General features: G+C 59.7%; 22 protein-coding genes. 12 read left to right on the forward strand and 10 right to left on the reverse strand.

Annotated features, from left to right (window positions below):
- The first annotated feature begins 9 nt into the window (after window positions 1–9).
- The 4 genes from D1222_RS00935 to D1222_RS00950 all read left to right on the forward strand — a co-directional run bounded on the left by D1222_RS00935 (window position 10) and on the right by D1222_RS00950 (window position 2730).
- A complete protein-coding gene (locus D1222_RS00935; RefSeq protein WP_119452368.1) occupies window positions 10–501 on the forward strand; it encodes a DUF934 domain-containing protein in 492 nt (163 codons plus the stop codon).
- Window positions 502–511: 10 nt separating this feature from the next.
- On the forward strand, window positions 512–1255 hold the full coding sequence (locus tag D1222_RS00940) for a phosphoadenylyl-sulfate reductase (RefSeq protein ID WP_119452369.1): 744 nt from the start codon (window positions 512–514) through the stop codon (window positions 1253–1255).
- A 79-nt stretch (window positions 1256–1334) separates the two neighbouring features.
- Window positions 1335–2006 (forward strand): GOLPH3/VPS74 family protein, encoded by a 672-nt coding sequence (locus D1222_RS00945; RefSeq protein WP_119452370.1) that lies wholly within the window; start codon window positions 1335–1337, stop codon window positions 2004–2006.
- A gap of 94 nt (window positions 2007–2100) precedes the next feature.
- Window positions 2101–2730 (forward strand): murein L,D-transpeptidase catalytic domain family protein, encoded by a 630-nt coding sequence (locus tag D1222_RS00950; RefSeq protein ID WP_182481826.1) that lies wholly within the window; start codon window positions 2101–2103, stop codon window positions 2728–2730.
- Here the strand turns inward: D1222_RS00950 and panC are convergent.
- Complete coding sequence (gene panC / locus D1222_RS00955; protein WP_119452372.1) at window positions 2698–3555, reverse strand: pantoate--beta-alanine ligase; 858 nt, start codon at window positions 3553–3555, stop codon at window positions 2698–2700. The two genes, D1222_RS00950 and panC, sit on opposite strands and share 33 nt — an antisense overlap.
- A 179-nt stretch (window positions 3556–3734) precedes the next feature.
- On the opposite strand from panC, the gene D1222_RS00960 reads away from it, so the two are divergent.
- Window positions 3735–4058, forward strand: a complete 324-nt coding sequence (locus tag D1222_RS00960; protein ID WP_147371789.1) for a hypothetical protein — start codon at window positions 3735–3737, stop codon at window positions 4056–4058.
- A 53-nt stretch (window positions 4059–4111) separates the two neighbouring features.
- The gene (locus D1222_RS00965) at window positions 4112–5008 is read left to right on the forward strand and encodes a division plane positioning ATPase MipZ (RefSeq protein WP_119452374.1); all 897 of its coding nucleotides are present in this window, start codon (window positions 4112–4114) and stop codon (window positions 5006–5008) included.
- Window positions 5009–5096: 88 nt separating this feature from the next.
- Here D1222_RS00965 and D1222_RS00970 read toward each other — a convergent pair whose 3' ends face one another.
- Entirely contained in the window at window positions 5097–6077 is a 981-nt protein-coding gene (locus D1222_RS00970; protein ID WP_119452375.1) for a D-alanyl-D-alanine carboxypeptidase family protein, read from the reverse strand.
- Between the two features lie 203 nt (window positions 6078–6280).
- Here D1222_RS00970 and D1222_RS00975 point away from each other — a divergent pair, with 203 nt between their 5' ends.
- The 5 genes from D1222_RS00975 to D1222_RS00995 all read left to right on the forward strand — a co-directional run bounded on the left by D1222_RS00975 (window position 6281) and on the right by D1222_RS00995 (window position 13044).
- Window positions 6281–6694 (forward strand): phasin family protein, encoded by a 414-nt coding sequence (locus D1222_RS00975; RefSeq protein ID WP_119452376.1) that lies wholly within the window; start codon window positions 6281–6283, stop codon window positions 6692–6694.
- A gap of 127 nt (window positions 6695–6821) precedes the next feature.
- Window positions 6822–7238, forward strand: coding sequence for a DUF1499 domain-containing protein (locus tag D1222_RS00980; RefSeq protein WP_147371790.1), 417 nt, complete (start codon window positions 6822–6824; stop codon window positions 7236–7238).
- Window positions 7239–7290: 52 nt separating this feature from the next.
- Window positions 7291–7668, forward strand: coding sequence for an ATP-dependent Clp protease adapter ClpS (gene clpS, locus D1222_RS00985; RefSeq protein ID WP_267896077.1), 378 nt, complete (start codon window positions 7291–7293; stop codon window positions 7666–7668).
- Between the two features lie 6 nt (window positions 7669–7674).
- A complete protein-coding gene (gene clpA, locus D1222_RS00990) occupies window positions 7675–9996 on the forward strand; it encodes an ATP-dependent Clp protease ATP-binding subunit ClpA (RefSeq protein WP_119452378.1) in 2322 nt (773 codons plus the stop codon).
- 159 nt (window positions 9997–10155) lie between these two features.
- Window positions 10156–13044 (forward strand): M16 family metallopeptidase, encoded by a 2889-nt coding sequence (locus D1222_RS00995; RefSeq protein WP_119452379.1) that lies wholly within the window; start codon window positions 10156–10158, stop codon window positions 13042–13044.
- A gap of 48 nt (window positions 13045–13092) precedes the next feature.
- Here D1222_RS00995 and D1222_RS01000 read toward each other — a convergent pair whose 3' ends face one another.
- The 7 genes from D1222_RS01000 to D1222_RS01030 all read right to left on the reverse strand — a co-directional run bounded on the left by D1222_RS01000 (window position 13093) and on the right by D1222_RS01030 (window position 20608).
- On the reverse strand, window positions 13093–13497 hold the full coding sequence (locus D1222_RS01000; RefSeq protein ID WP_233348452.1) for a DUF1489 family protein: 405 nt from the start codon (window positions 13495–13497) through the stop codon (window positions 13093–13095).
- A 96-nt stretch (window positions 13498–13593) separates the two neighbouring features.
- The gene (locus D1222_RS01005; protein ID WP_119452381.1) at window positions 13594–15534 is read right to left on the reverse strand and encodes an acetyl/propionyl/methylcrotonyl-CoA carboxylase subunit alpha; all 1941 of its coding nucleotides are present in this window, start codon (window positions 15532–15534) and stop codon (window positions 13594–13596) included.
- Window positions 15500–16381 (reverse strand): DUF817 domain-containing protein, encoded by an 882-nt coding sequence (locus tag D1222_RS01010; protein ID WP_119452382.1) that lies wholly within the window; start codon window positions 16379–16381, stop codon window positions 15500–15502. The genes D1222_RS01005 and D1222_RS01010 overlap by 35 nt, the downstream gene beginning before the upstream one ends.
- Window positions 16382–16482: 101 nt before the next feature.
- Window positions 16483–17274, reverse strand: a complete 792-nt coding sequence (locus D1222_RS01015; RefSeq protein ID WP_119452383.1) for an enoyl-CoA hydratase-related protein — start codon at window positions 17272–17274, stop codon at window positions 16483–16485.
- A 60-nt stretch (window positions 17275–17334) separates the two neighbouring features.
- Complete coding sequence (locus tag D1222_RS01020) at window positions 17335–18414, reverse strand: acyltransferase family protein (protein WP_233348453.1); 1080 nt, start codon at window positions 18412–18414, stop codon at window positions 17335–17337.
- 88 nt (window positions 18415–18502) lie between these two features.
- The gene (locus D1222_RS01025; RefSeq protein WP_119452384.1) at window positions 18503–18826 is read right to left on the reverse strand and encodes an EF-hand domain-containing protein; all 324 of its coding nucleotides are present in this window, start codon (window positions 18824–18826) and stop codon (window positions 18503–18505) included.
- 174 nt (window positions 18827–19000) lie between these two features.
- Window positions 19001–20608 carry a carboxyl transferase domain-containing protein gene (locus D1222_RS01030; RefSeq protein WP_119452385.1) on the reverse strand — a complete coding sequence of 536 codons (1608 nt, stop codon included), beginning with the start codon at window positions 20606–20608 and terminating at the stop codon, window positions 19001–19003.
- Window positions 20609–20760: 152 nt separating this feature from the next.
- Here D1222_RS01030 and D1222_RS01035 point away from each other — a divergent pair, with 152 nt between their 5' ends.
- Window positions 20761–22587, forward strand: coding sequence for a patatin-like phospholipase family protein (locus tag D1222_RS01035; protein WP_119452386.1), 1827 nt, complete (start codon window positions 20761–20763; stop codon window positions 22585–22587).
- A gap of 14 nt (window positions 22588–22601) precedes the next feature.
- Here the strand turns inward: D1222_RS01035 and D1222_RS01040 are convergent, their stop codons facing one another.
- Window positions 22602–23435, reverse strand: coding sequence for an aldo/keto reductase (locus tag D1222_RS01040; protein WP_119452387.1), 834 nt, complete (start codon window positions 23433–23435; stop codon window positions 22602–22604).
- Window positions 23436–23478 lie beyond the last annotated feature (43 nt).

Genomic DNA, 23478 nt, shown 5'->3' on the forward strand with positions numbered 1-23478 from the left:
GACACTTACATGCCACTTATCAAGGACCGCCGCGAAGTCGACGATATCTGGGCCTATGTGCCCGACGAAGCCGATCTCTCCCCCGGTGGGTGCATCACGGTTTCACTCGCGCGTTTTCGCAGCGAGACAGAGCTTCTTCTTGCGAGAAATACTGAAATCGGCGTGCGCCTGGAGCCCGCCGACGACCCGCATGAGCTCGAAGAATTTCTCGACCGTCTGGCGCTGATTGAGGTCGATTTCCCCAAATATACCGATGGGCGCGGCTATTCGCAGGCGCAGCTCCTGCGCCGCCGTATGGGCTATGAAGGAGAGCTTCGCGCCGTCGGCCACGTCCTGCGAGATCAGATTCTCTATATGAACCGTTCAGGGTTCGATGCTTTTGAGACCGACAGGGCCGAATTACCTTCCGTACTAGACGCGCTGGAAGAGTTTTCAGCGGTGTATCAGCCAGCAGCGGATGAACGTGTTCCCGTTTTCCGCCGCCGGCACGGAAAGGATTAAAGGCGCTTATATGCCATATGCCGATTATCAGACACGTCTGAGACAGCCCGTTGAGGAGCGGCTTGCCCGCCTCAATGGTGAGCTGCGTCACGCGTCCGCAACCACAATCCTGCGCGCCTCGCTGGTGCGAGAGTGGGCTGGCAAGCTGACCTATGTGTCGAGTTTCGGCGCTGAGAGCGCTGTGATGCTGTCGCTCATTGCTGATGTCGATCCGGACTTCCCGATCGTCTTCCTCGAGACCGGCCTGCATTTCCCGCAGACGCTGGACTATAAGGATGAGCTGATCGACCGGCTGGGCCTGACCAATGTGCAGGAAATCAAGCCGAACGAGACCGAGCGCAAGATCATCGACCCGAAGGACCGCCTCTGGCAGACCGATCCGGACGCCTGTTGTTCGCTGCGCAAGGTGCGCCCGCTTGAGCCTGCGCTCGAAGGCTTTGATGCTTGGATTACCGGCCGCAAGCGCTTTCATGGCGGCGCCCGTATGAGCCTGCCTGTGTTTGAGCATGCCAATGGCCGCTACAAGGTGAACCCGCTGGCAAGCTGGACGCAGGAAGATGTCGACCGCTATTTCGTGCAGCGTAACCTGCCGAAGCACCCGCTGGTGTCACAGGGCTATCCGTCGATTGGCTGCTGGCCTTGCACGCGCCCTGCAGAAGACCCGTCGGATGTCCGTTCTGGCCGCTGGGCCGGTATGGCCAAGACGGAATGCGGCCTTCACGTCGAAAAGGCAGAGCGTCCGCGCGTCTTCTGATCCAGTTCGAATTATTATTGAAATTCGATAATTCTCTTCCCATCTCTCTGTTACAGAGACGATAGGGAGAGAATTACAAATGACGCTGACGATTGCTGAAGGCCTGGTGCTTCTGTCGCTCAAGAATGAGACGGGCGAGAAAAGCGGGCAATTCGTTGAGTTCGGCCTGGCGGGTAGCGCCATGGCAGAACTTATCCTGCGGGGGCGAATAGCCCTTGATACTGTGAAACAGAAGAAGCTGTCAGTGATCGACGCCGCACCGACGGGAGACGTCTTCCTCGATTCATGCCTGGAAACGCTCGCAAAGCGCGCAGATGGCCGGTCGGTAAAGTCGGCTGTCAGCAAGCTTGCCAACAAGTCTAAACTGTTTCGCACGCAGGCGCAGGCGCTTGTCGACAAGGGTATCCTTCGTGCGGACCCACAATCCTTCCTGTTCTTCAACTGGACACGGTATCCCGAGGCAGAGCCAGAGGCTGAAGTGAAACTGATCCGTCACCTTGAAGCGGTGATGTTCGAGGGCAAGCCACCTGAGGCCGAAGACTGCGTGATCATCGCACTTGGCGAGAAGACGGGCCTGTTGAGAAAGAATTTCGCGAAACAGGAGCTGAAAGCTCACAAGGACCGCATCAAGGAGATCGCAAAAGGCAGCATGCCCTCTACCAAAGCGACCATTCAGGCCATTGAAGCGGTTCAAGCTGCTCTGGTGGCTTCGATTGCGGCAGCTTCAGCAGGTAGTGCGTCCGTAAGCTGATACCGGCCCACCTGCAGCATCAATTGCAGTTCGCATGGAACCTTTTGTGGCTCCCTTCAAATTTCTGCCAAATTCTTTTGGCAAGTTGGGAACCATGAAAGCACTTATCCGTTCCTTCCTGTTATCGCTTGCGGCCGTCACCCTCGCCGGGACCGCCGCTTTCGCCAAAACGCCAACTGACGCCATGGGCCCTGAGCTCTGGTCCGAAGCCATGGCAGCACGTGCTGTGCATGCCAATGCGGTGAAGAATGACCGGTATATGGTTGTGATCGACTATCGTCGTCACTCCAGCGAGCCGCGCTTTTTCCTGATCGACATGGAATCGATGACGGCGGACGAGTATCTGGTCTCCCACGGCCAAGGCTCCGACAGCGATCATGACGGCATCGCCGACACCTTCTCGAACATTTCCGGCTCGAAGATGACCTCGCTCGGCACCTTCGTCACGGCGGAAACCTATTACGGCAAGCACGGCTTGTCGCTACGTCTGGATGGTCTGGATGAGGCCAATTCGCTCGCCCGTGACCGCGCCATCGTCATTCACGGCGCCGACTATGTTTATGGCGGCGGCAAGAAGATTGGACGCAGCTGGGGTTGCCCCGCACTCGAGCGTGCTGTCGCCGAAGAGATGATCCCACGTATCGCTGAAGGCACGCTGATCTATACCCGCGGCCCTGAGCTCGACGCCAAGCTATACGCCCAGATTGTCAATCAGGCGGGTTGATCCCATCCAGGCTGCTGCGAGGAGGCGGCAGTCCTGTCCGGCCTCCATCGGACCGTCGGGAAGATCCTGCAATGTGACCGGATCGACCGCGCTGACATAATCAAGCTTTGAGAAGCCCGCCGCCAGAATGGTGCCGCGGGCTTCCTTAATGGCGTCCTCAACAGGACATCCAATCCGTAGCCGACAGGCCGCACGGTGCAGCGCCGAGAAGATAGCATTGGCGCGGCGGCGCTCTTCCTCGCTGAGATAGGCATTGCGGGAGGACTGGGCGAGGCCGTCTTCATCGCGCCAGGTCGTGCCACCGATGATCTCAATCGCAAAGCCAAGATCACGCACCATTCGCTTGATGATCTGGAGTTGCTGATAGTCCTTCTCGCCAAAGACAGCGACGTCCGGGCGAACATGGATGAAGAGCCGGGCCACCACGGTCGCAACGCCATAGAAGAAGTGCGGGCGGTAGATACCGTCCAGAAGGTCGGACATCTCCTCAACCCGGACATTGGTGAGGGAGCCTTCGGGGTACATCTCCTCAACGCTTGGGCAGTAGACGAGATTACACCCCGCCCCGCTGAGCCGGGCAACGTCGCCCTCTTCATTACGGGGATAGCGGTCGAGGTCTTCGCCCGGCGCGAACTGGGTCGGATTGACGAAAATGCTGGCCACGACGAAATCGGCATTTTCCCTGGCTTTCGTCACCAGTGAGATGTGACCGTCATGCAGGGCGCCCATGGTCGGGACAAAACCCACACGCTGTCCTGACTTGTGGACCGCTGAAATCTCACGCTGCAAATCGGCGCGAGTCCTGACAATCTTTGCCTGCTGCATGCTCACTTGGAGAAGTCTCCGAATTCTGGTTTCCTCAACGAGGTATTAACCAATTAGGCCGATTTGTTCACTTTATGAGAAAGTCCGATATGTCTCTCTTGCAAACGTTTCTGGCCCGCGCGGCCCTGCCGTTCAAACTAAAAAGACCGCTGGTCAACCTCGGTGAACGCAGGCCCTCCATGAGCACGAGCCATGGTCATGACGACTGGCTTTTCGAAGACGAGCGCCCTGTTGTCGGCAAGACGGACGTGTTTTCACGTCTGACCGCGTCGCTCTGCAGGCTCCGCAACTGTCTCGTGGATATCGCAAACGCAGCACCGATCATCGAAGTGCGCCCATCTCATTACCGGGTCGAATTCTCCGACCATTGCGGTCTTGAGGATGATGTCATGTTTGATGACGAGCTGTTCGATCGCCCGACAGCCTACCGTCCAGAACGCAGCGAGCCGACATGGCTGGACAATATTTTGTTTGACCGATCTGCCGGTCTCGCGCCTGCCTGACAGGCTGCGTCGCCGGCGATCTAATACAATTGGGCAATCTGGAAGGGGCTGTAATGGCTGCTGATGGCTTCGGGTCCATTGGATCCGCGCATACGGACGGCGCGCACATGAGTGATGCGCCGTCGCGTCCCTGCCGAATCATCACGATCGGCAATGAGAAAGGCGGCGCGGGCAAGTCCACTGTCGCAATGCATCTTTGTATCGCCCTGCTGCGTCAGGGCAAAAGGGTCGGCGCGATCGACCTGGATGTGCGCCAGCGCTCTTTCACCCGCTATCTCGAAAACCGCTATCGCTGGATTGAGACAACAAGCTCCAGGCTGCCCATGCCGGACATGATCCGCGTGGATGCGAGCACAGAGCGAAGCCTGGATGAGGCCGAAGCCGAGGAAGCGGGCCGTCTTGAAGACGCGCTGCAGCGCCTGGCGACGGTCTGCGACGTAATCATTATCGATGCGCCCGGCAGTGACACTTTCCTGTCGCGCCTTGCGCACGAGAAAGCGGACACGCTGATCACGCCACTCAATGACAGCTTTGTCGATTTCGACCTTCTGGGCGATGTGAACCCGCAGACGCTGCAGGTCCTGCGCCCGAGCTTCTATTCGGAAATGGTCTGGTCCTGCCGCAAGGCACGCGCCATGGCGGGCAAGCGCCCCGTCGACTGGATCGTCATGCGCAACCGCACCTCACCGCTCGAAGCACGCAACAAGCAGAAGGTCGGCGAAGCGATGGACAATCTGTCCAAGCGGGTTGGCTTTCGAATTGCGCCGGGCCTGTCCGAACGCGTCATCTACCGCGAGCTTTTCCCAGCCGGTCTCACCCTGCTCGACCTCACCGAGAAGGGATCGAACTTCGCTTTTACGATGAGCCATGTTGCCGCCCGCCAAGAGCTGCGCGAACTGGTCCTGATGCTGAAGCTGCCTGAGCTTGCAGACGCCGATCTCGTTATCTGAGAAAGCGCCAGCTGTTAAAACAAAGCCCCGGCCGAGATGATCGGCCGGGGCTTTTTACTGAACTCTACAAAACTGGTCTGGCGTGGCCCTAGCGCGGCGCAACGCGCAGCGGCGTGCTCTCGTCGCCTTCGCCAATCGTGGCCGGGGTGAAGACTTCACCGTTCAGCATCGGCATGGCCGCGGCGTTGATATTGCCCGGGCGCTGGATGTTGTTGATGGCGTAGCTCGCGAGTGCCGTGTCCGGCAGACGCGGCGTCTCAAATGTGTTGAAGGCGGCCTCAATAAGATCAGAGACATGCTGATTGCGCGAGAGCGAGGAAGACCCGCCAAACATGATGGCGATCACACGGCGACCATCGCGGCGCGCAGACGACATGAGGTTGAAGCCCGATGCACGGGTGTAACCGGTCTTGATCCCGTCAACGCCATCGACCGAGCGAAGCAGCGCATTGTGATTAGGGTATTTCTGCGAGCCCCACTGGAAGCTGTCGGTGGAGAAATAGTGGTAGTAGCCCGAATGATCCTCAAGCAGGCGTTCTGCGAGGATAGCCATGTCGCGTGCGGTCGACATTTGCGCGGCATCCGGCAGGCCCGACGCATTGCGAAAGGTGGTGCGGGTCATACCGAAAGAGCGCGCCTTTGCGGTCATCAGCGTGGCGAAGCGCGACTCAGAAGAACCAAGGCGCTCTGCGATCACAACGGCCACATCATTGGCAGACTTCGTGACCAGCGCGCGGATCGCATCGCGGACGGTGATGGTGGAGCCTGCGCGAAGGCGAAGGTTGGAAGGGGGCTGCGAGGCAGCTGCGCGAGACACCGGAAGCTCTTCCTGCAGGGTGATCTCGCCAGCCTTTAGCGCATCGAACACCATGTAGAGCGTCATGGCCTTGGTGAGGGAGGCAGGATAGCGCAGCGCGTCTGCGTTTCGCGCATGAAGCACTTCGTGGGTATCAGCATCGACAACGATGGACGCGTATTTCTCAGCCTGTGCGAACTGGGCAGGCATGAGACTTATGGCGAGCACACCCAAAGTGACACGCGCAAGTCGTCCAATGAAACCGAGCTTCATATGATCCCTCCGTGAATTGATGCAGTCCCCACTGCCGGGGAGACACTAGAATGATAGAAATCAGTTATCCAGCAGTTAACCGCATGACGCGATCTGTTAACTCGCAATTCCCGTGCCAGGCGTAATTTTTGTGCACCGCACAAAAAGATGTTGCAAGTGCGAAGCGCCTCGACTATATAGGATGCATAGAAGGAGATTTCTTCATGGCTAAGACCGACACCTACTCTTTTGGCACGTTTGATCCTCAGACTTTCGTCAAGGCATTCCCTTTTGGCGATATGAGCAAGGACGCGATGTCCGCAGGCACGGAAAGCGCAAAAGCTTCCGTGAAAAGCTTTCAGGATGCTAGCGCCGCCGTTATGCGTCAGGCCCAGGACCGCATGAGCATGACGGTCGAAACCAGCAAGACGCTGGCTGGTGTTACTTCGATGGAAGAAGCACTGGAAATCCAGTCGAACTATATGCGCACCGCAATGAAAGCGCATCTCGACGGCCTCACCGAGCTGGCTGACATTTACAGCTCCGCGATGAAAGACTGCTTCCAGCCTTTCGCTGGTTACATGCAGACCGCAACGACCGAGACCAAGGAAGCTGCTTCCAAGGCAAAAGCTTCCTAATGGGGCTGCCTGAAAATCAGGCATTCGGAATATCGAAAGGCCAGCTGCGACCGCAGCTGGCCTTTTTCGTTCCGGCTGCTGCAACTTGTCCCGTGCATGCCCCCGGACCGAGACCTATATTTTCATTATGAGCAAAACTGTCTCCTTTGAAACGCTGGTGCGGCCCGACACGCCGAACACTTATCTCGTGCTGCCGGCTGGTTTGAACTCGACAGCTGAGGCCGATAAAAGCTCGCCTGTATTCGGTGAGCCGGCTGAAGCGCTTTATCAGCGCCTGAAGATGCTGGCGGGTACCAAGGACGGTTGGACCATCGCAGCCCAGGACGATGAAAAGATGCAGCTCGAAATCGTCGCGACGACCAAGCTGCTGAAATTCAAGGACGATGTGTCGGTGCGCGTTTGCCCGTCCACGGACGGCACGCAGACCAGCGAACTGGCCGTCTATTCACGCTCCCGTCTCGGAAAGTACGACTTCAAGGCCAACCAGAAGCGCGTCCATTCGCTGCTTTCGGAGTTGAAAGGAAATGCGGCAGCTACAGCTTGATCAGTAGAGCAGAACGTATCAGGCTGAAATTGCCAGCAAGCCAACCTATGTCATGATCATGGCCGCAAACGACTACAGACCAACACTCTCAGATCCGGACGACCCGACAGGGCCCGGCCGAACCGATGATACGGACGGAACCGGCGTCGTCACCGAGACGCGGGTGAAGACAAAAAAACCAAGCATGTACCGGGTACTGCTTCTGAATGACGACTACACGCCGATGGAGTTTGTCGTCTTCGTTCTGGAGCAATTCTTCAACAAGAGCCCGGAACAGGCGACTCGGATTATGCTGCATGTACACCAGAAGGGTGTGGGGGTTTGCGGCGTATACACTTTCGAGGTCGCCGAAACCAAGGTTGCCCAGGTCATGGATCTGGCGCGGCGCAACGAACATCCTCTGCAATGCACGATGGAAAAAGAGGATTAAAGCTAGATGCCCTCACTGACCGACAGTCTCGAAACTGCCCTGGAAAAAGCGCTGAACCTCGCTGGCGAGCGCTCGCATGAGTATTCCACCCTCGAACACCTGCTTCTGGCCCTGACAGAGGACACTGACGCTGTTGAAGTCATGACGGCCTGCAAGGTCGACATCCCACACCTGCGCCAGTCTCTCACCCAATATATCGATGATGAGCTGTCCAGCCTGATCACTGACAGCCCGACGACATCGGTGCAGCCGACCGCCGCTTTCCAGCGCGTCGTGCAACGCGCCATCCTGCATGTCGAGAGCTCGGGACGTGATGAAGTGTCTGGCGCGAACGTCCTCATCTCCATCTTCTCCGAGCGCGAGAGCCATGCTGCCTACTTCCTGCAGGAGCAGGACATGACGCGCTATGATGCGGTGAATTTCGTCTCGCACGGCCTTGCGAAATCGCCAGGCATGTCGCGCTCGACAACGCCGCGCGGCTCTGAGGAGACCGAACAACAGCAAAAGCCTGGCCCCGCCAAAGAGGCGCTGGAAGCCTATTGCGTGAACCTCAATGAGAAGGCCAAGCAGGGAAAGGTCGACCCGCTCATCGGACGTGATTCCGAGATCGAACGCTGCATCGAAGTGCTTTGTCGCCGCTCCAAGAACAACCCGATCCTCGTGGGCGACCCGGGCGTTGGCAAAACCGCTATCGCTGAAGGCCTCGCCAAGAAGATCGTTGATGGCGAAGTGCCTGAGATCCTCGACGATGCGGTCATCTGGGCGCTCGACATGGGCGCCCTGCTCGCCGGCACGCGCTATCGCGGCGACTTCGAGGAACGCCTCAAGGCCGTGATGAAGGAGATCGGCGAACAGGAAAAAGGCATCCTCTTCATCGACGAGATCCACACCGTTATCGGTGCTGGCGCGACGTCCGGCGGCGCAATGGACGCGTCCAACCTGCTGAAGCCTGCGCTGCAGAGCGGCGAGGTCCGCTGCATGGGCTCGACCACGTTCAAGGAGTACAAGCAGCACTTCGAGAAGGACCGCGCCCTCGCCCGCCGCTTCCGCAAGATCGACGTGGTCGAGCCAACCGTGCCGGACACGATCAAGATCCTCACTGGCCTCAAGCCAACCTTCGAGGACTTCCACGGCATTCGCTATACGAATGACGCGATCAAGACCGCCGTTGAGCTGTCGGCCCGTTACATCACGGACCGCAAGCTGCCGGACAAGGCGATCGACGTGATCGACGAGGCTGGCGCGACGCAGTGGCTGGTTCCTGAGAACCGCCGCCGCAAGCAGATCGGTGCCAAGGAGATTGAAGCGGTGATCGCGAAGATCGCCCGCATTCCGCCTAAACAGGTCACCAAGGACGATGCGGTCGCGCTCAAGAACCTGCAGCCGGACCTCAAGCGCGTGGTGTACGGCCAGGACGACGCGATCGAAGCGCTGTCGTCGGCGATCAAGCTGTCGCGCGCTGGCCTTCGTGAGCCGAATAAGCCAATCGGTTCCTACCTGTTCACCGGCCCGACCGGTGTCGGCAAGACCGAAGTCGCTCGCCAGCTGGCGTCGATCATGGGCGTGGAGCTCCTGCGCTTCGACATGTCGGAGTATATGGAACGCCATACCGTCTCCCGCCTCATCGGCGCGCCTCCGGGCTATGTCGGCTTTGATCAGGGCGGCCTGCTGACCGATGGCGTCATGCAGCACCCGCACTGCGTCCTGCTGCTAGACGAGATCGAGAAGGCCCATCAGGACCTGTTCAACATCCTGCTTCAGGTGATGGACAACGGCTCGCTGACGGATGCGAATGGCCGCAAGGTCGATTTCCGCAATGTCATCCTGATCATGACCACCAATGCTGGTGCGTCTGACGCGGCGAAGAACTCCATCGGCTTTGGCCGGGGCAAGAAGGAAGACGAGCAGGAAGAAGCCCTGAAACGTCTCTTCACGCCGGAATTCCGCAACCGCCTCGACGCGACCATCGTATTTGGCGGCCTGACGCCTGAGATCATCGAACGGGTGGTCGAGAAGTTCGTGCTTCAGCTCGAAGTCCAGCTTGCCGACCGCAATGTGACGATTGAGCTTTCCGAAGATGCCCGCGACTGGCTCGCCGCGCGTGGTTTCGACGAAGAGTTCGGTGCGCGTCCACTGGCCCGCACGATCCAGGAGCATGTGAAGAAGCCGATGGCCGAGGAGCTGCTCTTCGGCAAGCTCGCCAAGGGCGGCGCAGTGAAGATTACGGTCGACAAGGAAGACGACGAGAAGCTTGCTTTCGAATACATCGAGGACAAGACGAAGAAGTCGAAAAAGAAGAAGCCGGGCAAGCCTGAACAGGTCGACTAGGCTGTCTGAGATCGCCCGGCGGGCGCACCCCTAGTGGTCGCCCGCCGGGCCTTTCCCCTGCAATCCTCTCCCATCAACTTATCTTTGTTGCGGCGTGCCGCGCAGTCTGTAGACAGGTCTGGTCCATTTCGGAATCCACCCTGTCCATGGAGTGCCATCATGCATGTGTCCCAGCTCGTTCTCGCTTCCGCCATTCTGATGATGGGAGCGTGCAGCACGGCTGACACCGCCCCGGCACCCACCACATCGAGCGAGGCAAATCCGGCAGCGACGGAGATGGCAGAGGCTGAGACGACGCTTCTGCCTTATGAGAAGTTCACACTGGAGAACGGGCTGGAAGTCATCTTCCATGTCGATCGCTCAGATCCGGTCGTTGCTGTGTCGCTTACCGCGCATGTCGGTTCTGCGAGGGAGAAGCCCGGCCGGACCGGGTTTGCCCACCTTTTCGAACACCTGCTCTTCCTCGAGTCGGAAAACCTCGGCCCCGGCGGTCTAGACAAGCTGAGCGCGCGCATTGGCGGATCCGGCGCCAACGGCTCGACCAGCCGTGACCGCACCAACTACCTGCAGACCGTTCCGAATGATGCGCTCGAGAAGATGCTCTGGGCGGAGGCTGACAAGCTTGGCTGGTTCATCAATACGGTGACCGAGCCAGTGCTCGCCAAGGAAAAGCAGGTGGTCAAGAATGAGAAGCGCCAGGGCGTCGATAACCGCCCCTATGGCCACACCTTCTATGTGATGCACAAGGCGCTCTATCCGGACGGCCACCCCTATAACTGGCAGGTCATCGGCTCGCTTGAAGACCTCCAGGCCGCCACGTTGGAAGACGTGAAAGAGTTTTACCGCACCTGGTACACGCCAAATAATGTCACTCTGGTCGTCGCTGGTGATTTCGACACGGCTCAGGCACGCGAATGGGTTGAGACGTACTTCGCGGAAATACCCCGCGGTCCCGACATTGAGCCACAGCCGAAAGAGCCGGGCGTCGTCACCGAAACGGTGAAGCTCTTCCACGAGGATAACTTCGCCAACCTGCCACAGCTCAATATGGTCTGGCCGACCGTCGAGGAATACCATCCGGACAGCTATCCGCTCGCAGTGCTGGCGCGGCTGCTGACGGACGGCAAAGAGGCGCCGCTGAACGAGGTGCTGGTGGACGAAGAAAAGCTCGCCCCCGCCGTGTCGGCCTTCGCCTATACCAGTGAGCTTGCAGGGGAAATGATCCTGCGGGTCAGCGCTTTTGAAGGTACCGACCTCGACACGGTCGCCGCGGCTCTGGAAGACGGTTTTGCCCGCTTTGAAGCCGAGCCGATCACCGACGATGACCTTAACCGGATAAAGACCGAGCAGGAAGTCGCCTTCTATCAGGCGCTTGGCAGCGTTCTCGGCAAGGGCGCGCAGCTTGCCCAGTACAACATCTTCGCAGGCGACCCGGGATATATCGACGAAGACCTTGCCCGCATTCAGGCCGTGACGGCAGAGGACGTGCGCCGCGTTTATGAGACCTATATCAAGGGCCGAAATTACGTCGCCACGAGCTTCGTGCCGAACGGCTCGCCAGAACTTGCGCTTGAAGGTTCTGAGCGTGCCGAGGTCGTTATCGAGCCCATTGTTCAGGGCGCCGAGGATGAAGTCGATCCCAGCACGGACAGCAGCTATGAGCGCACGCCATCGCTGATCGATCGCAGCGTCGAGCCGCCATATGGCGCATCACCAGAAGTCGCCGCCCCCGACGTGTGGGAGGATGAGACAGCGAATGGCATCAAGGTCTACGGCATCTCAGACGATGAGCTGCCGCTTGTGCGCTTCGCTCTGTCCAGTGAGGGCGGGCACCTGCTCGACACGCCGGAGACAGCCGGCACGGCGAATATGCTCGGCGAAGTTCTGACAAAAGGCACCGCCAGCAAGACGCCAGCAGAGCTCGACAAGGCCTTTGCCCTGCTCGGCGCGGATGTATCGGTGGCTGTGACCAGCGACGCTTTCGAGATCAATGGCGAGACGCTCGCCCGCAACTTCCTTCCGACCATGGCGCTCGTGGAGGAAATGCTGCTGGAGCCACGCTGGGATGAGGCTGAATTCGACCTCGCCGTCGCGCGCACACGTGACGCAATCCAGGCAAATCGGGCTGACCCGAATGCGATTGCTTCGCGGACCTATAGCTATGTCACTTTCGGACCGGGCAGCATGCGCGCGCTCAGCACGCTTGGCAGCGAAACCTCGCTGGAGGGGATCACACTCGAAGACCTGAAAGCCTGGCATTCAGACAATCTCGTGCCGCAGCTCAGCAGTCTTCGCGTCGTGGGCGATGTCAGCAAGGATGACGTCATGACGGCGCTTTCCGGCCTTTCTGAGCGCTGGAGCGGCGACGCGCCCGAACTCAGCTACGCGTCGGCACCAGATGCGCCAGATAGCTCGACCGTGTATTTCTACGATGTGCCGGGCTCTTCCCAGTCCGTCTTCCGCTTCGGCTATCCATCGCTGACGCGGACCGACCCTGATTTCGTGACCGCAGGCGCGATGAACTACCGGCTCGGTGGCGGCGGCTTTGCCTCAAGGCTGACGCAGGAGCTACGCGAGGGCAAAGGCTATACCTATGGCATCTTCTCGGACTTTGATGGCACTGACAAAGTCGGCACTTTCACGATCGGCAGCGGTATCCGCTCCAATGTCACGCTGGAAGCGGCAACGCTCGTACGCGACATTCTTAGCGATTATGCGGAGACCTATACCGAGGAAGACCTCGCGGTGACGAAGAGCTTCTTCACCAAAAGCCAGGCACGGCGTTTCGAGACGCTTGGCGCAAAGCTCGGCGCCCTGTCGGACATCGCAGACTATGGCCTGCCCTATGATTTCGTCTCTCAGGAAATCGCGGCAGTGGAAGCGCTTAGCCTCGGTGATGTGCAAGGTCTCGCCGCACGTCTCATCCGTCCGGACGAGATGAACTATGTCATTGTTGGCGACGCCGAGACACAGATGCCGCGGCTGTCAGAGCTTGGCTATGGCGACCCGGTGGCGATCAATGACGCGGTCGACGATCTGAGCGACTAGAAAACTCCAGCATAGGCGCCTTCAGACCGGAGGCGCCTGTTGCCGGGCCTACCAGACCATTGCTTCCTTGAGCTTTGCGTGGAGAGATGGGGGGATCTCTTCGGCCTTGCTGTCGCGCTTGATATCGGCAGGTGCCTCATCGGGCTTCAGGTAGCGCCAGCCCTGAAAGGGGCGTTTGGGCGTTGGCTCAACGAGGACGATTTCCGGGTCCAGCACAAGCTCGCAGGCCTTGCGCCCATTTCTGTCGGCCATGACGCGGATGTCGGTGATTTTCTGGCGGACCTGGATCAGGCCTTTGATCACCCAATAGATGGAGCCGCCATCAAGCAGCTCATCCACCTGTTTCGGCACCATGCGCGTGTGATGGACCGGCTGGGGATAGGAGCGCATCAGGCGCTTCTGCCACGCCTCCAGGTCGCCAATCTCTTCGGCGCCTACGCAGAGTTTGACCATGTTCAGGCTCACGAGGACAAATTTAATGCCGCCCGCAAGAGAGGCCAGTCCCTCTCTGTCATTCCTGTGGAAAGTGGCCGACTGGAAAACGGTCGCCTAGACCTCTTCCAGCTCCACCAGCATGACGCCTTCAGCGACCTGCTCACCTACGCTGGCACCTACCGCCTTTACAATGCCATCACGCGGCGCTTTCAGGCTGTGCTCCATTTTCATGGCTTCCATGACGGCTAGCGTCTGGTCCTTGGTGACCTCGTCGCCCGGCTGGACGCGCAGATCGATGACCTTGCCCGGCATTGGCGCAGACACCTTGTCGCCGCCTGCAATCGCCTCGGCTTCGGCCTCATAGTCCGGGATGTCGACGAGGACCGTGTCGCCATCAACGGCGACAGCGAAGCTGTGATCGGTGATGGAGATGGCGGGCATGATTTCCATAACCGGGTCTCGCGCATCGACGGCAATGTCTGCAATCTCGCCGTCGAGCTTCAGCCGGATGGATCGGTGAGCCGGTGCGTTAAGGCGCCAGCCATCCTTCTGGTCGAATGGCGTGTCGCCTGTATCCGTCAGCAGCGCATGCGCCACCAGACGGCCAGCGGCTTCACGGATGTCGGTCTTCGCTTGCGTCAGCGCGTCTATTTCTTCCGCGATCCAGTTCACATGATGCTCGCCGCCGCGGAAGACGGGGTGATCGAGACAGCGCTTCAGGAAGCCAACATTGCTCGGAATGCCCGCAATGATGCTTTCACCGAGGCTTTCAGACAGGGCGTCAATTGCGCTCTCACGGTCCCAGCTTTTCACGATCGCCTTGGCAATCATCGAGTCGTAGACCGCAGGCACGGTGTCGCCCGCACCAAAGCCGCTATCGAGCCGGTAGAGCGTGAGGTCGCCGTCCAGCGCATCTGCTGGCGCACCAGCGCTGCTCTCGGACAGACGCTCGACATTGCCGAGATTGAAGGCATAGAGCCGCCCTGCCCCGGGCCGGAAATTGTCGGCTGGGTCTTCGGCGCAGATACGCGCCTCGATGGCGTGTCCGTTTAGCGGGATATCACCCTGTTTCAGTGGGAGTTTCTCACCCGAAGCGACACGCAGCTGCCACTCAACGAGGTCGGTCCCGGTGATGAGTTCGGTCACAGGGTGCTCGACCTGCAGGCGCGTATTCATCTCAAGGAAGAAGAACGTGTCCTTGGCGAGCGGCCGGGTGCCGTCGACGATGAACTCCACCGTACCTGCGCCCTGATAGCCAACGGCCTTGGCGAGATCGACGGCGGCGCCTGTCATGGCGGCGCGCACATCCTCTGGCATGCCGGGCGCGGGCGCTTCCTCGACGACTTTCTGACGGCGGCGCTGCAGCGAGCAGTCGCGCTCGTAGAGGTGGACCGCATCGCCATGGCTGTCGCCGAAGACCTGCACCTCGATATGGCGGGGCTGTTCGACCAGCTTCTCCAGCATCACGCGGCCATCACCGAATGAGGATTTCGCCTCGCGCACGGCGCTTTCCAGCTCGCCTGCGAGGTCTTCTTTCCTCGCCACCAGACGGATGCCGCGCCCGCCGCCGCCAGCGACGGCCTTGATCAGAAGCGGGTAGCCGATGCGTTCGGCTTCGCCTTCCAGCGTGGCAGCATCCTGCGCCTCGCCGCGATAACCCGGCAGGACCGGAACGCCAGCCTCTTCTGCGATGCGCTTGGCTTCGTCCTTGAGGCCCATGGAGCGGATCGTCGCCGCCGTCGGACCAACCCAGATCAAGCCAGCCTTTGCGACGGCTTCGGCAAAGTCAGCATTCTCTGACAGGAAGCCATAGCCCGGATGGATCGCCTCAGCGCCTGAGACTTTCGCCGCCTCAATGATGCGGCCCGCCTGAAGGTAGCTCTCTGTTGCCGGGGACGCGCCTATGTGAACAGCCTCATCGGCCATGGCGACATGGCGGGCATAGACGTCAGCGTCGGAATAGACCGCGACAGTGCGCACGCCGAGGCGTTTGCAAGTCTCGATTATCCGGCAGGCAATCTCACCCCGGTTCGCGATCAGCAGGCTTTTCAGCATCTTGTCCTTCCCGGTGCCGGTGGATCAGGGCCACCAGCACGAAACTTATGATCATCAGTAGGTACCAAGAGCCGAATTTTGCCGGAGAAACAAGTTTCCAGACTGACTCCTGCCCCGGATAGGTCCAGGCCCGCGCAAGTGTTCCAATATTCTCGGCAAACCAGATAAAAAGTGCAACCAGGCCAAAGCCGATGACGAGCGGCATGGGCCTGTGGTCCCGGTCCGCCCTGAACCAGACCACACAAGGACCGTAGATCAGGAGCGTCGCAACGAACAGCACGTTGCGAATGTCGATCGTATAGTGATGGGCAAAGAAATTCACATAGATCGCGGCCGCCAAAAGGCCCTGCAGCCAGAGCGACGGAAACCTGTCAAATCGGAAGTCGAAAATACGCCAGACGCGGGCGAGATAGCTGCCCACCGCTGCATACATGAAGCCAGAAAAGAGCGGCACACCGCCAATGCGCAGGAAGCTCTCTTCGGGATAGATCCAGCTGCCAGCGCCCGTCTTGAACACTTCCATCGCCGTGCCGACGATATGGAAAGCGAGGATGACCTTCGCTTCCTCAAGGCTTTCGAGGCCCGTGGCGATCAAGCCGATCTGGATGAGCACCGCCGCGACCACGAGGAAATCGTAGCGGCTGATCGGGGCGCCCTCAGGGTAAAACAGGTGCGTCAGCAGGATCAGCGCCAGCAGCAAACCGCCAAAGATACAGGCCCAGCCCTGCTTGATGCCGAAGCTCAGAAACTCGAAGAAGCCCGCCCCGACACGCCCGCGCACGAGCCGCTGCCTGACGTTTTCACGTTGCCTTGAAAGCCAGTCCTGCCATTGCGTCCATGTCCACATGACAGGCTCTTTCACTGTTGAAACGGGCGACCGGAAGGCAGGTCAAAGGCGATCTGCCGCAAGGGACGCGGCAATTTCTAGACCTGTGCGACGGCCCGAGCCTATTCTGCCCAGCCGGGTTTGCGCTTTTCGAGGAAGGCGCTGAGGCCTTCCTTGCCCTCGTCGCTGACGCGGCGCGCGGCGATGCGCTTGGCCGTTTCATGGCTGAGCGACTGGTCGATGGCGACACCGGCGAAATCCTGCACGAGCCGTTTGCTGTCATGGATTGCGCCGGGCGCGGCCTTGCTCGCAAGGTCAGCAAGATACTCTTCCATCTCGAGCAGGCCTTCATTGGTCTCGACCACATACTGGACGAGACCAATGCGCTCAGCGAAGGCAGCGTCGAAGCTTTCAGCCGACACGAAAAGCGCCTTTGCCCAGCGCGGGCCGATGGCCGAGATCACAAACGGGCTGATCGTCGCCGGGGTCAGGCCGAGGCGAACTTCTGAAAAGCGGAACTTGGTGTCCTTCATCGCGACAGCGACATCGCAGGCTGCCACAAGCCCTGCGCCGCCACCCATGACCGCGCCGTGCACCAGCGCAACCGTCATCTGCGGCAGGGCCGCAAGCTTTCGCAGCATCTCTGCCAGCTTGAAGGCGTCTTCTTCGTTCTCATGGCGCGAATAGCTGGCGGCAGCCTTCATCCATTCGAGGTCAGCGCCGGCCGAGAAGCTCGGACCATCACCGCGCAGGATCACCATCCGGATGGTCGTCTGCTCGGTCAGGGTTTCGATGGCGTCGGTCAATTCTTCAATGACGATAGCATTGAAGGCATTGTGCTTTTCCGGCCGGTTCAGCGTGATGATAGCGATACCACCCGGCGTCGCATCGAGGGAAATGGTCTCGTAGGCCATGAAAATCTCCTGTGATCTGAAGATGACGTTAGGCCTGACGCGGCCGTTTTGGAATGGGCGTTAGCCGTCCTTTGCAGCCTGCCTATAATGACTGTCACGGCGAAGAGCCGGTTTCTCGACAAACCACCAGAGCAGGAAGCTCGCGGCCAGCGTGAGAAGCGCCGCAATAGCGAAACCCGCAGACAGGCCCGCGGTTGCGAAGACACCTGCCATGATCAGCCCCTGAAGGATCGGGAAGTGGGTGATGTAGAGGCCATAGCTGATGTCGCCATAGCGCGCAGCGTTGAGAACCGGCCCGGGCGCAAACGCCGCCCAGGCGATGAGGCCCGCAAGTCCTGCCGCGCGCAATGGCTCCAGAACCGGGTGCGCAAATGAACCGGCGAATAGCGCCAGTCCAATCAGGCCGAGTTGGCCTGTCTTCTCCTTCGCCAGGTCCCAGACCAGCCACAGCGCCATGCCGCTGGCAAAGAACGCCATCTGGCCCGGCAGCTGGCGCGCAAGCTCCGGCGCGAGCGCGGTGAGTGTGGGCGAGGCATTCGCTGCGCCAAGTGATGGCCCTAACAGCAGGCGCCATGCCTCCCCGGCGACATAAAGGAATGCGAGTACGGCCCATCGCGCCTTACCTGCGCGCCGCATCATCCAGGCGATAATCGGGAGCGCGAGGTAGAACATGACTTCCACCTTCAGCGTCCATAGCGCGCCATTGACGGCTTCAAAGCGCTGGCCGTCAAACAGGCCGGGAAGGTCTGGCGCAATGAAGTTCAGGAAAACAAGATTGGCGGCGAGGTAGCGAAGAATCCCGCCAAAAGCGCCCGGCCCGGCCAAGATAAGACTGACAAGCGCGGGGATCAGAATGATGACGGCATAGGCGGGATAAAGCCGCCGAACGCGTTTCTCCGTATAGTCACCAAGCGACCTCGAACGCATGAGCGACCCGAAAACGAGCGCGCCCGAGACGATGAAAAAGCCCTGAATGGAAATTTCGGCAAGCGCGCCGAGCGATGTTTCAAGAGCGCCGTCTGGCGCAATGGCGGTCAGCGCCACAGCGTGAAACACGGTGACACCAGCGGCGAAAACCAGTCGCAGGAGGTCAAAACGGTTCGCAGTCAGGGCACCAAACTCCGCCTCAAGGGATGGCATGACCGGGTGGCATGGACCGGGGCTACACGCAAGCAAAAGGGGCCTGCATGTGCAGGCCCCTTCGCTGGTCTGATTGTCAGAACGCGACCTAGTAGTCGGTGTCCACGCCCATATCGGAATCATCCGTCATGTCGTCAGAGGCGTCTTCTTTCTCAGCCCAGGCTTCCTTGGCCTCGTCGTATTCTGCCTCGCTGACTTCGCCGTCATAGTCGGCGTCGATCATCGCGAACTTCTCAGTGGCTTCTGCCTCTGTCACATCGCCGTCAGCGGTCTTCCAGGCGACAAACTCCTCTTGGGAGATGGTACCGCTAGCATCGGTATCTACGTCGCCAAAGGCGGACATTTCACCTGCGGAGGCTGCGAAGGCACCTGCTGCTGCGGCACCGGCGATAACAATTGCAAAGCGTTTCATAAGTTACTCCTTTTTTGCGATCTCTTTCTGAGATGCGAGGAGAATACGCACAGCTCGGCACCTGCGATGCGTTACAACGCGGTTAGGCATCTATGGATTTGCGACATGGTTCGCAAAAGCTATGAAATTCAACGATCAAGAAGGCTCATTAAGCTTCTGACAGGTCGATGAAACCTACATGCGGAAGACACCAAACCCGCGCTCACCAAGCGGCGCATTGAGCGCGGCGGCCAGCGAAAGGCCGAGCACCCGGCGCGTGTCAGCAGGATCGATTATGCCATCATCCCAGAGACGCGCGGTTGAATAGTACGGGCTGCCCTCGGCCTCATAGGCTTCGCGGATCGGTGCCTTGAAGGCCTCCTCATCCGCCGTACTCCATTCTTCGCCGCGCCGCTCCATGCCGTCGCGCCGGACCGTTGCCAGAACAGAAGCCGCCTGCTCGCCGCCCATGACAGAGATACGAGCGTTCGGCCACATGAAGAGAAAGCGCGGACTATAGGCCCGGCCGCACATGCCGTAATTGCCAGCGCCAAAGCTGCCGCCAGTCACGACAGTGAACTTTGGCACCGATGCGGTGGCAACGGCGGTCACCATCTTGGCGCCGTCCTTGGCGATGCCGCCTGCCTCATACTTGGAGCCGACCATGAAGCCGGTGATATTCTGCAGGAAGATGAGCGGCGTGCGACGCTGATCCGCCAGCTCAATGAAGTGCGCCGCCTTCTGTGCGCTTTCAGAAAACAGGATGCCATTATTGGCAAGGATCGCAACCGGCATGCCGTAGATATGCGCAAAACCGCAGACGAGCGTGTCGCCATAGAGCTGTTTGAACTCATGGAATTCAGACCCGTCGACAGTGCGCGCAATGACCTCACGCGCATCATAGGGTTCGCGCACATCGCGCGGCACAAGGCCATGAAGCTCTTGCGGATTGTAGAGCGGCTCCCGAACGTCCGTAAAGCCGACCGTATCCGGCTTCGGCTGATGCAATGTGCGCACGATGGAGCGGACGATGGCCAGCGCATGCTCATCACTGGCCGCGTAGTGGTCCGCAACACCTGACTTGCGGGCGTGGACATCAGCGCCGCCAAGATCTTCAGCTGAAATCTCTTCGCCGGTTGCCGCTTTCACCAGCGGTGGGCCGCCAAGGAAGATGGTGCCCTGCTTGCGAACAATGATGGTCTCATCCGACATGGCAGGCACATAGGCGCCGCCAGCGGTACACGAGCCCATGACCGACGCGATCTGCGGGATGCCTTTCGCGCTCATCTGCGCCTGATTGTAGAAAATGCGGCCGAAGTGCTCGCGGTCCGGGAAAACCTCTGCCTGGTGTGGCAGGTTCGCGCCGCCGCTATCAACGAGATAGATGCAGGGAAGATGGTTCTGCATCGCGATTTCCTGCGCACGCAAATGCTTCTTCACCGTCATCGGGAAGTAGGCACCGCCCTTCACCGTCGCATCATTGCAAACGATCATGCATTCACGGCCTTCGACACGGCCAATGCCCGTGATGATGCCAGCGCCGGGCGCCTCATCATCATACATGCCGTTGGCCGCAAGCGCGCCGATCTCAAGGAAGGGTGCACCGGGATCAATCAGGCGCTCGACCCGCTCACGAGGCAACAGCTTGCCGCGCTCTGTGTGACGCTCACGCGAGCGTTCAGGGCCGCCGAGCGCGGCGCTTGCGCTCTTCTGCCTCAGCTCTTCGAGCAGTGCCTCCATGGCCTGCCGGTTCGACGAGAATTTTTCGCCAGATGTGTCGAGCGTAGATTTCAGTACGGGCATTGGCCCTCCCGGAGACTGTTTCTTGCAGACCTATCGCCGGTTGCGGGCAATGTCATCCCGCAGCGGTAACCAGACTGACATATATCTGCGCCTATAACTGGCCGTAGAGAGGCCTTTTCATTGCCACTCTGAGGGAACACACTGTGGCACTGATGAGTCTCGATATCGCGCCAACGCTGAAGTCGATCCCGTTTCTGGGCGATGTCCCGAAGCGCGCGCTGAAAGCGGCTGGACGAGAAGCGAAATGGTTCGCCCTCCCTGCCGGGTGGGAGCTGTTCAAGGCCGGCGATATCTCGGAGTCGATCTATTTCGTCCTGTCCGGATCGCTTGGCGCGTTCAGGACAATGCCGGACGGGCGCTCTGATTTTCTCGGTCACATCCGCGCCGGTGAGCCAGTTGGTGAAATGGCGCTCTTTGAAGGCGCGGTCGACTTCAATGGCGACGGCCTGCCCGACAACGCCCCGCACACAAGCTCGGTCTATGCGCTGCGCGATTCCGAAATCCTCGAAATCTCCCGTAAGGGGTTTGACCGGATCACGAAGGCTGATCCGGACATCCTGACTTCGATGATCCAGGTGATGCTGGCGCGCCTGCGCGAAGGGCGTAAACCAAACAAGCGCAATGCGCCGAAAGTCTTTGCGCTGGTGGCCACATCGCCAACCATCGACCTTATGCTGCGCGCCGAGGCGTTGCAGATGGCAATTGCCCGTTTCGACATGAAGTGCCGCATCATCGACGAGGCCGAAGGACGCGACAAGCCGACCGGCTTTTTCGATGAGCTTGAGGCGAATAATGACATCGTCATCCTGGTCACATCGGTGGGCGACTCATCATGGTTCCGGCTCTCGACGAGGCAGGCAGACCGCGTCTGGGTTTTCGGGCGGGCCGATGCGCGGCCTTCCAAGCCGCTCATGCCGTCTCACGACTCGCCAGCGCGGGCTTTGCAGCTGGTCGATATCATCCTCCTACATCACAGCTCGGAACGGCAGGCCTCGCATCCGTCAGACTGGCTCGAGGCATCCGGGGCAGCCCGGCTATTCCACTGGAAGGGGCTGAATACCGAGCACTGCGAACGCCTCGCCCGCGTGATGGCTGGGCGTTCAACCGGTATCCTGCTTTCAGGCGGCGGCGCGCGCGCCTATGCCCATATCGGCGTCATCCGCGCTATCCGCGAAGCCGGCATACCGATCGACTTTGCCGGCGGGGCGTCGATGGGCGCCGTGGTCGCAGCCTGCGTGGCAATGGGGTGGGATGACGAAGAGATCGATCGGCGCATCCGGAAGGCCTTCGTCGAAACCAATCCGCTTGGCGACTACAATCTGCCCGTCATATCCATGGTGCGGGGCAAGCGGGTCAACCGCCGCCTCGAAGAGCATTTTGGCGATGTCGACATCAATGAGCTTCAGATCCCCTTCTTTGCCGTATCGACAAATCTGACGGATGGCACCTACCGCGTTCATCGCAAGGGACAGCTTCGCACGGCGCTACGCGCGACGATTTCCCTGCCGGGTATTTTGCCGCCGGTTGTCCATGATGGTGAGGTTCTGGTCGACGGCGCCGTACTCAACAATTTCCCGACCGACGTCATGCGAGAGCTTCATCGCGGCATGGTGATAGGCGCTGATGTGTCCCGAGCGCCAGAGGGCCTCAAGGCAGAAGACTTCGTGAACCCGCCAAACTTCTTCCAATGGGTCTGGCGGCATGGCTTTTCATCTGCCCCGCCCATTGCGGGCCTGCTGATGCGGTCGGCCACGCTCAATATCAATCCTAATGCTGGCCGTGAGCTGGCCGACATGCTGATCGTGCCGGAATTACGCGATATCGAGCTTCGTGACTGGACAGCTTACGACGAAGCTGTCGAAGCCGGATACGAAGCCGCCCGCAAGGCACTCGCGGGCGGCTCACTTAACGAATTCTGTTTCGGTTCAGCGTCTGGCGCAAACCATAGCCACCGGGGCGTCGAGCTGAAACAGGTCTGATCGGTCCGTGGCGACTAGGCCGCCTTATCCCATTCGGGTGCCCAGCTTGGGTTGATCAGCCGCTGATTTTTCGCCTTCAGCGCCGTGATCCGGCCCATCTCTTCGGCGGTCAGTTCAAAGTCACGCACATCATTGTTCTGACGCAGATGCTCTGGCGATGAAGAGCGCGGAATGGTGATTACGCCCGGCTGCTGTGTGAACCAGCGGATCACGACTTGCGCTGGCGTCTTGCCATGCGCCTCGCCAATCTCTTTCAGGATGTCGCTGTCGAAGACCTGTCCCTGTGCGAGTGGCGAATAGGCAGTCACGGACGTGCCAATGGCGTGCGCCGCTTCGAGCACCGGGGTCTGGTCGATGAAGGGATGGTATTCGACCTGATTGGTGATGATGGGTGCCTTGGACAGCTTCACGGCCTTCCCCAGCTGATCCACCGTAAAGTTCGACACGCCGATATTCTTTGCCAGCCCCTTGTCGCGAACCTCGTTCAGTGCGCCGAGGCTTTCCTCCAGCGGGACGTCGTCATTCGGCCAGTGCAGCAGGATCAGGTCGACATAGTCGGTGCCGAGTTTGCTCACGCTCTTCTCAACTGACTTCTGAAGGTCGCCATCCTTGTATTCGGACATCCAGACCTTTGTGGTCACCCAGAGGTCTTCTCGCGGCAGCTGGGCATCAGCGATCCCCCGGCCGACATCCTTCTCATTCTCATAGGCCTGCGCCGTATCGATCATCCGGTAGCCTGCCTCGATAGCCTTTGAGACGCATTCCTGCGCCGTCTCACCTTTGAGCTTCCAGGTCCCGAACCCGATTGCAGGGATATCAACGCCGAAATGCTTGGTTGTCAGGGTCATGATGGTCCTTTCTTGCCACTTTCAATCTCTTGAAAAAGCAACG

Origin of the sequence: Henriciella algicola, from assembly GCF_003576245.1 — a bacterium.
Taxonomy (GTDB): domain Bacteria; phylum Pseudomonadota; class Alphaproteobacteria; order Caulobacterales; family Hyphomonadaceae; genus Henriciella; species Henriciella algicola.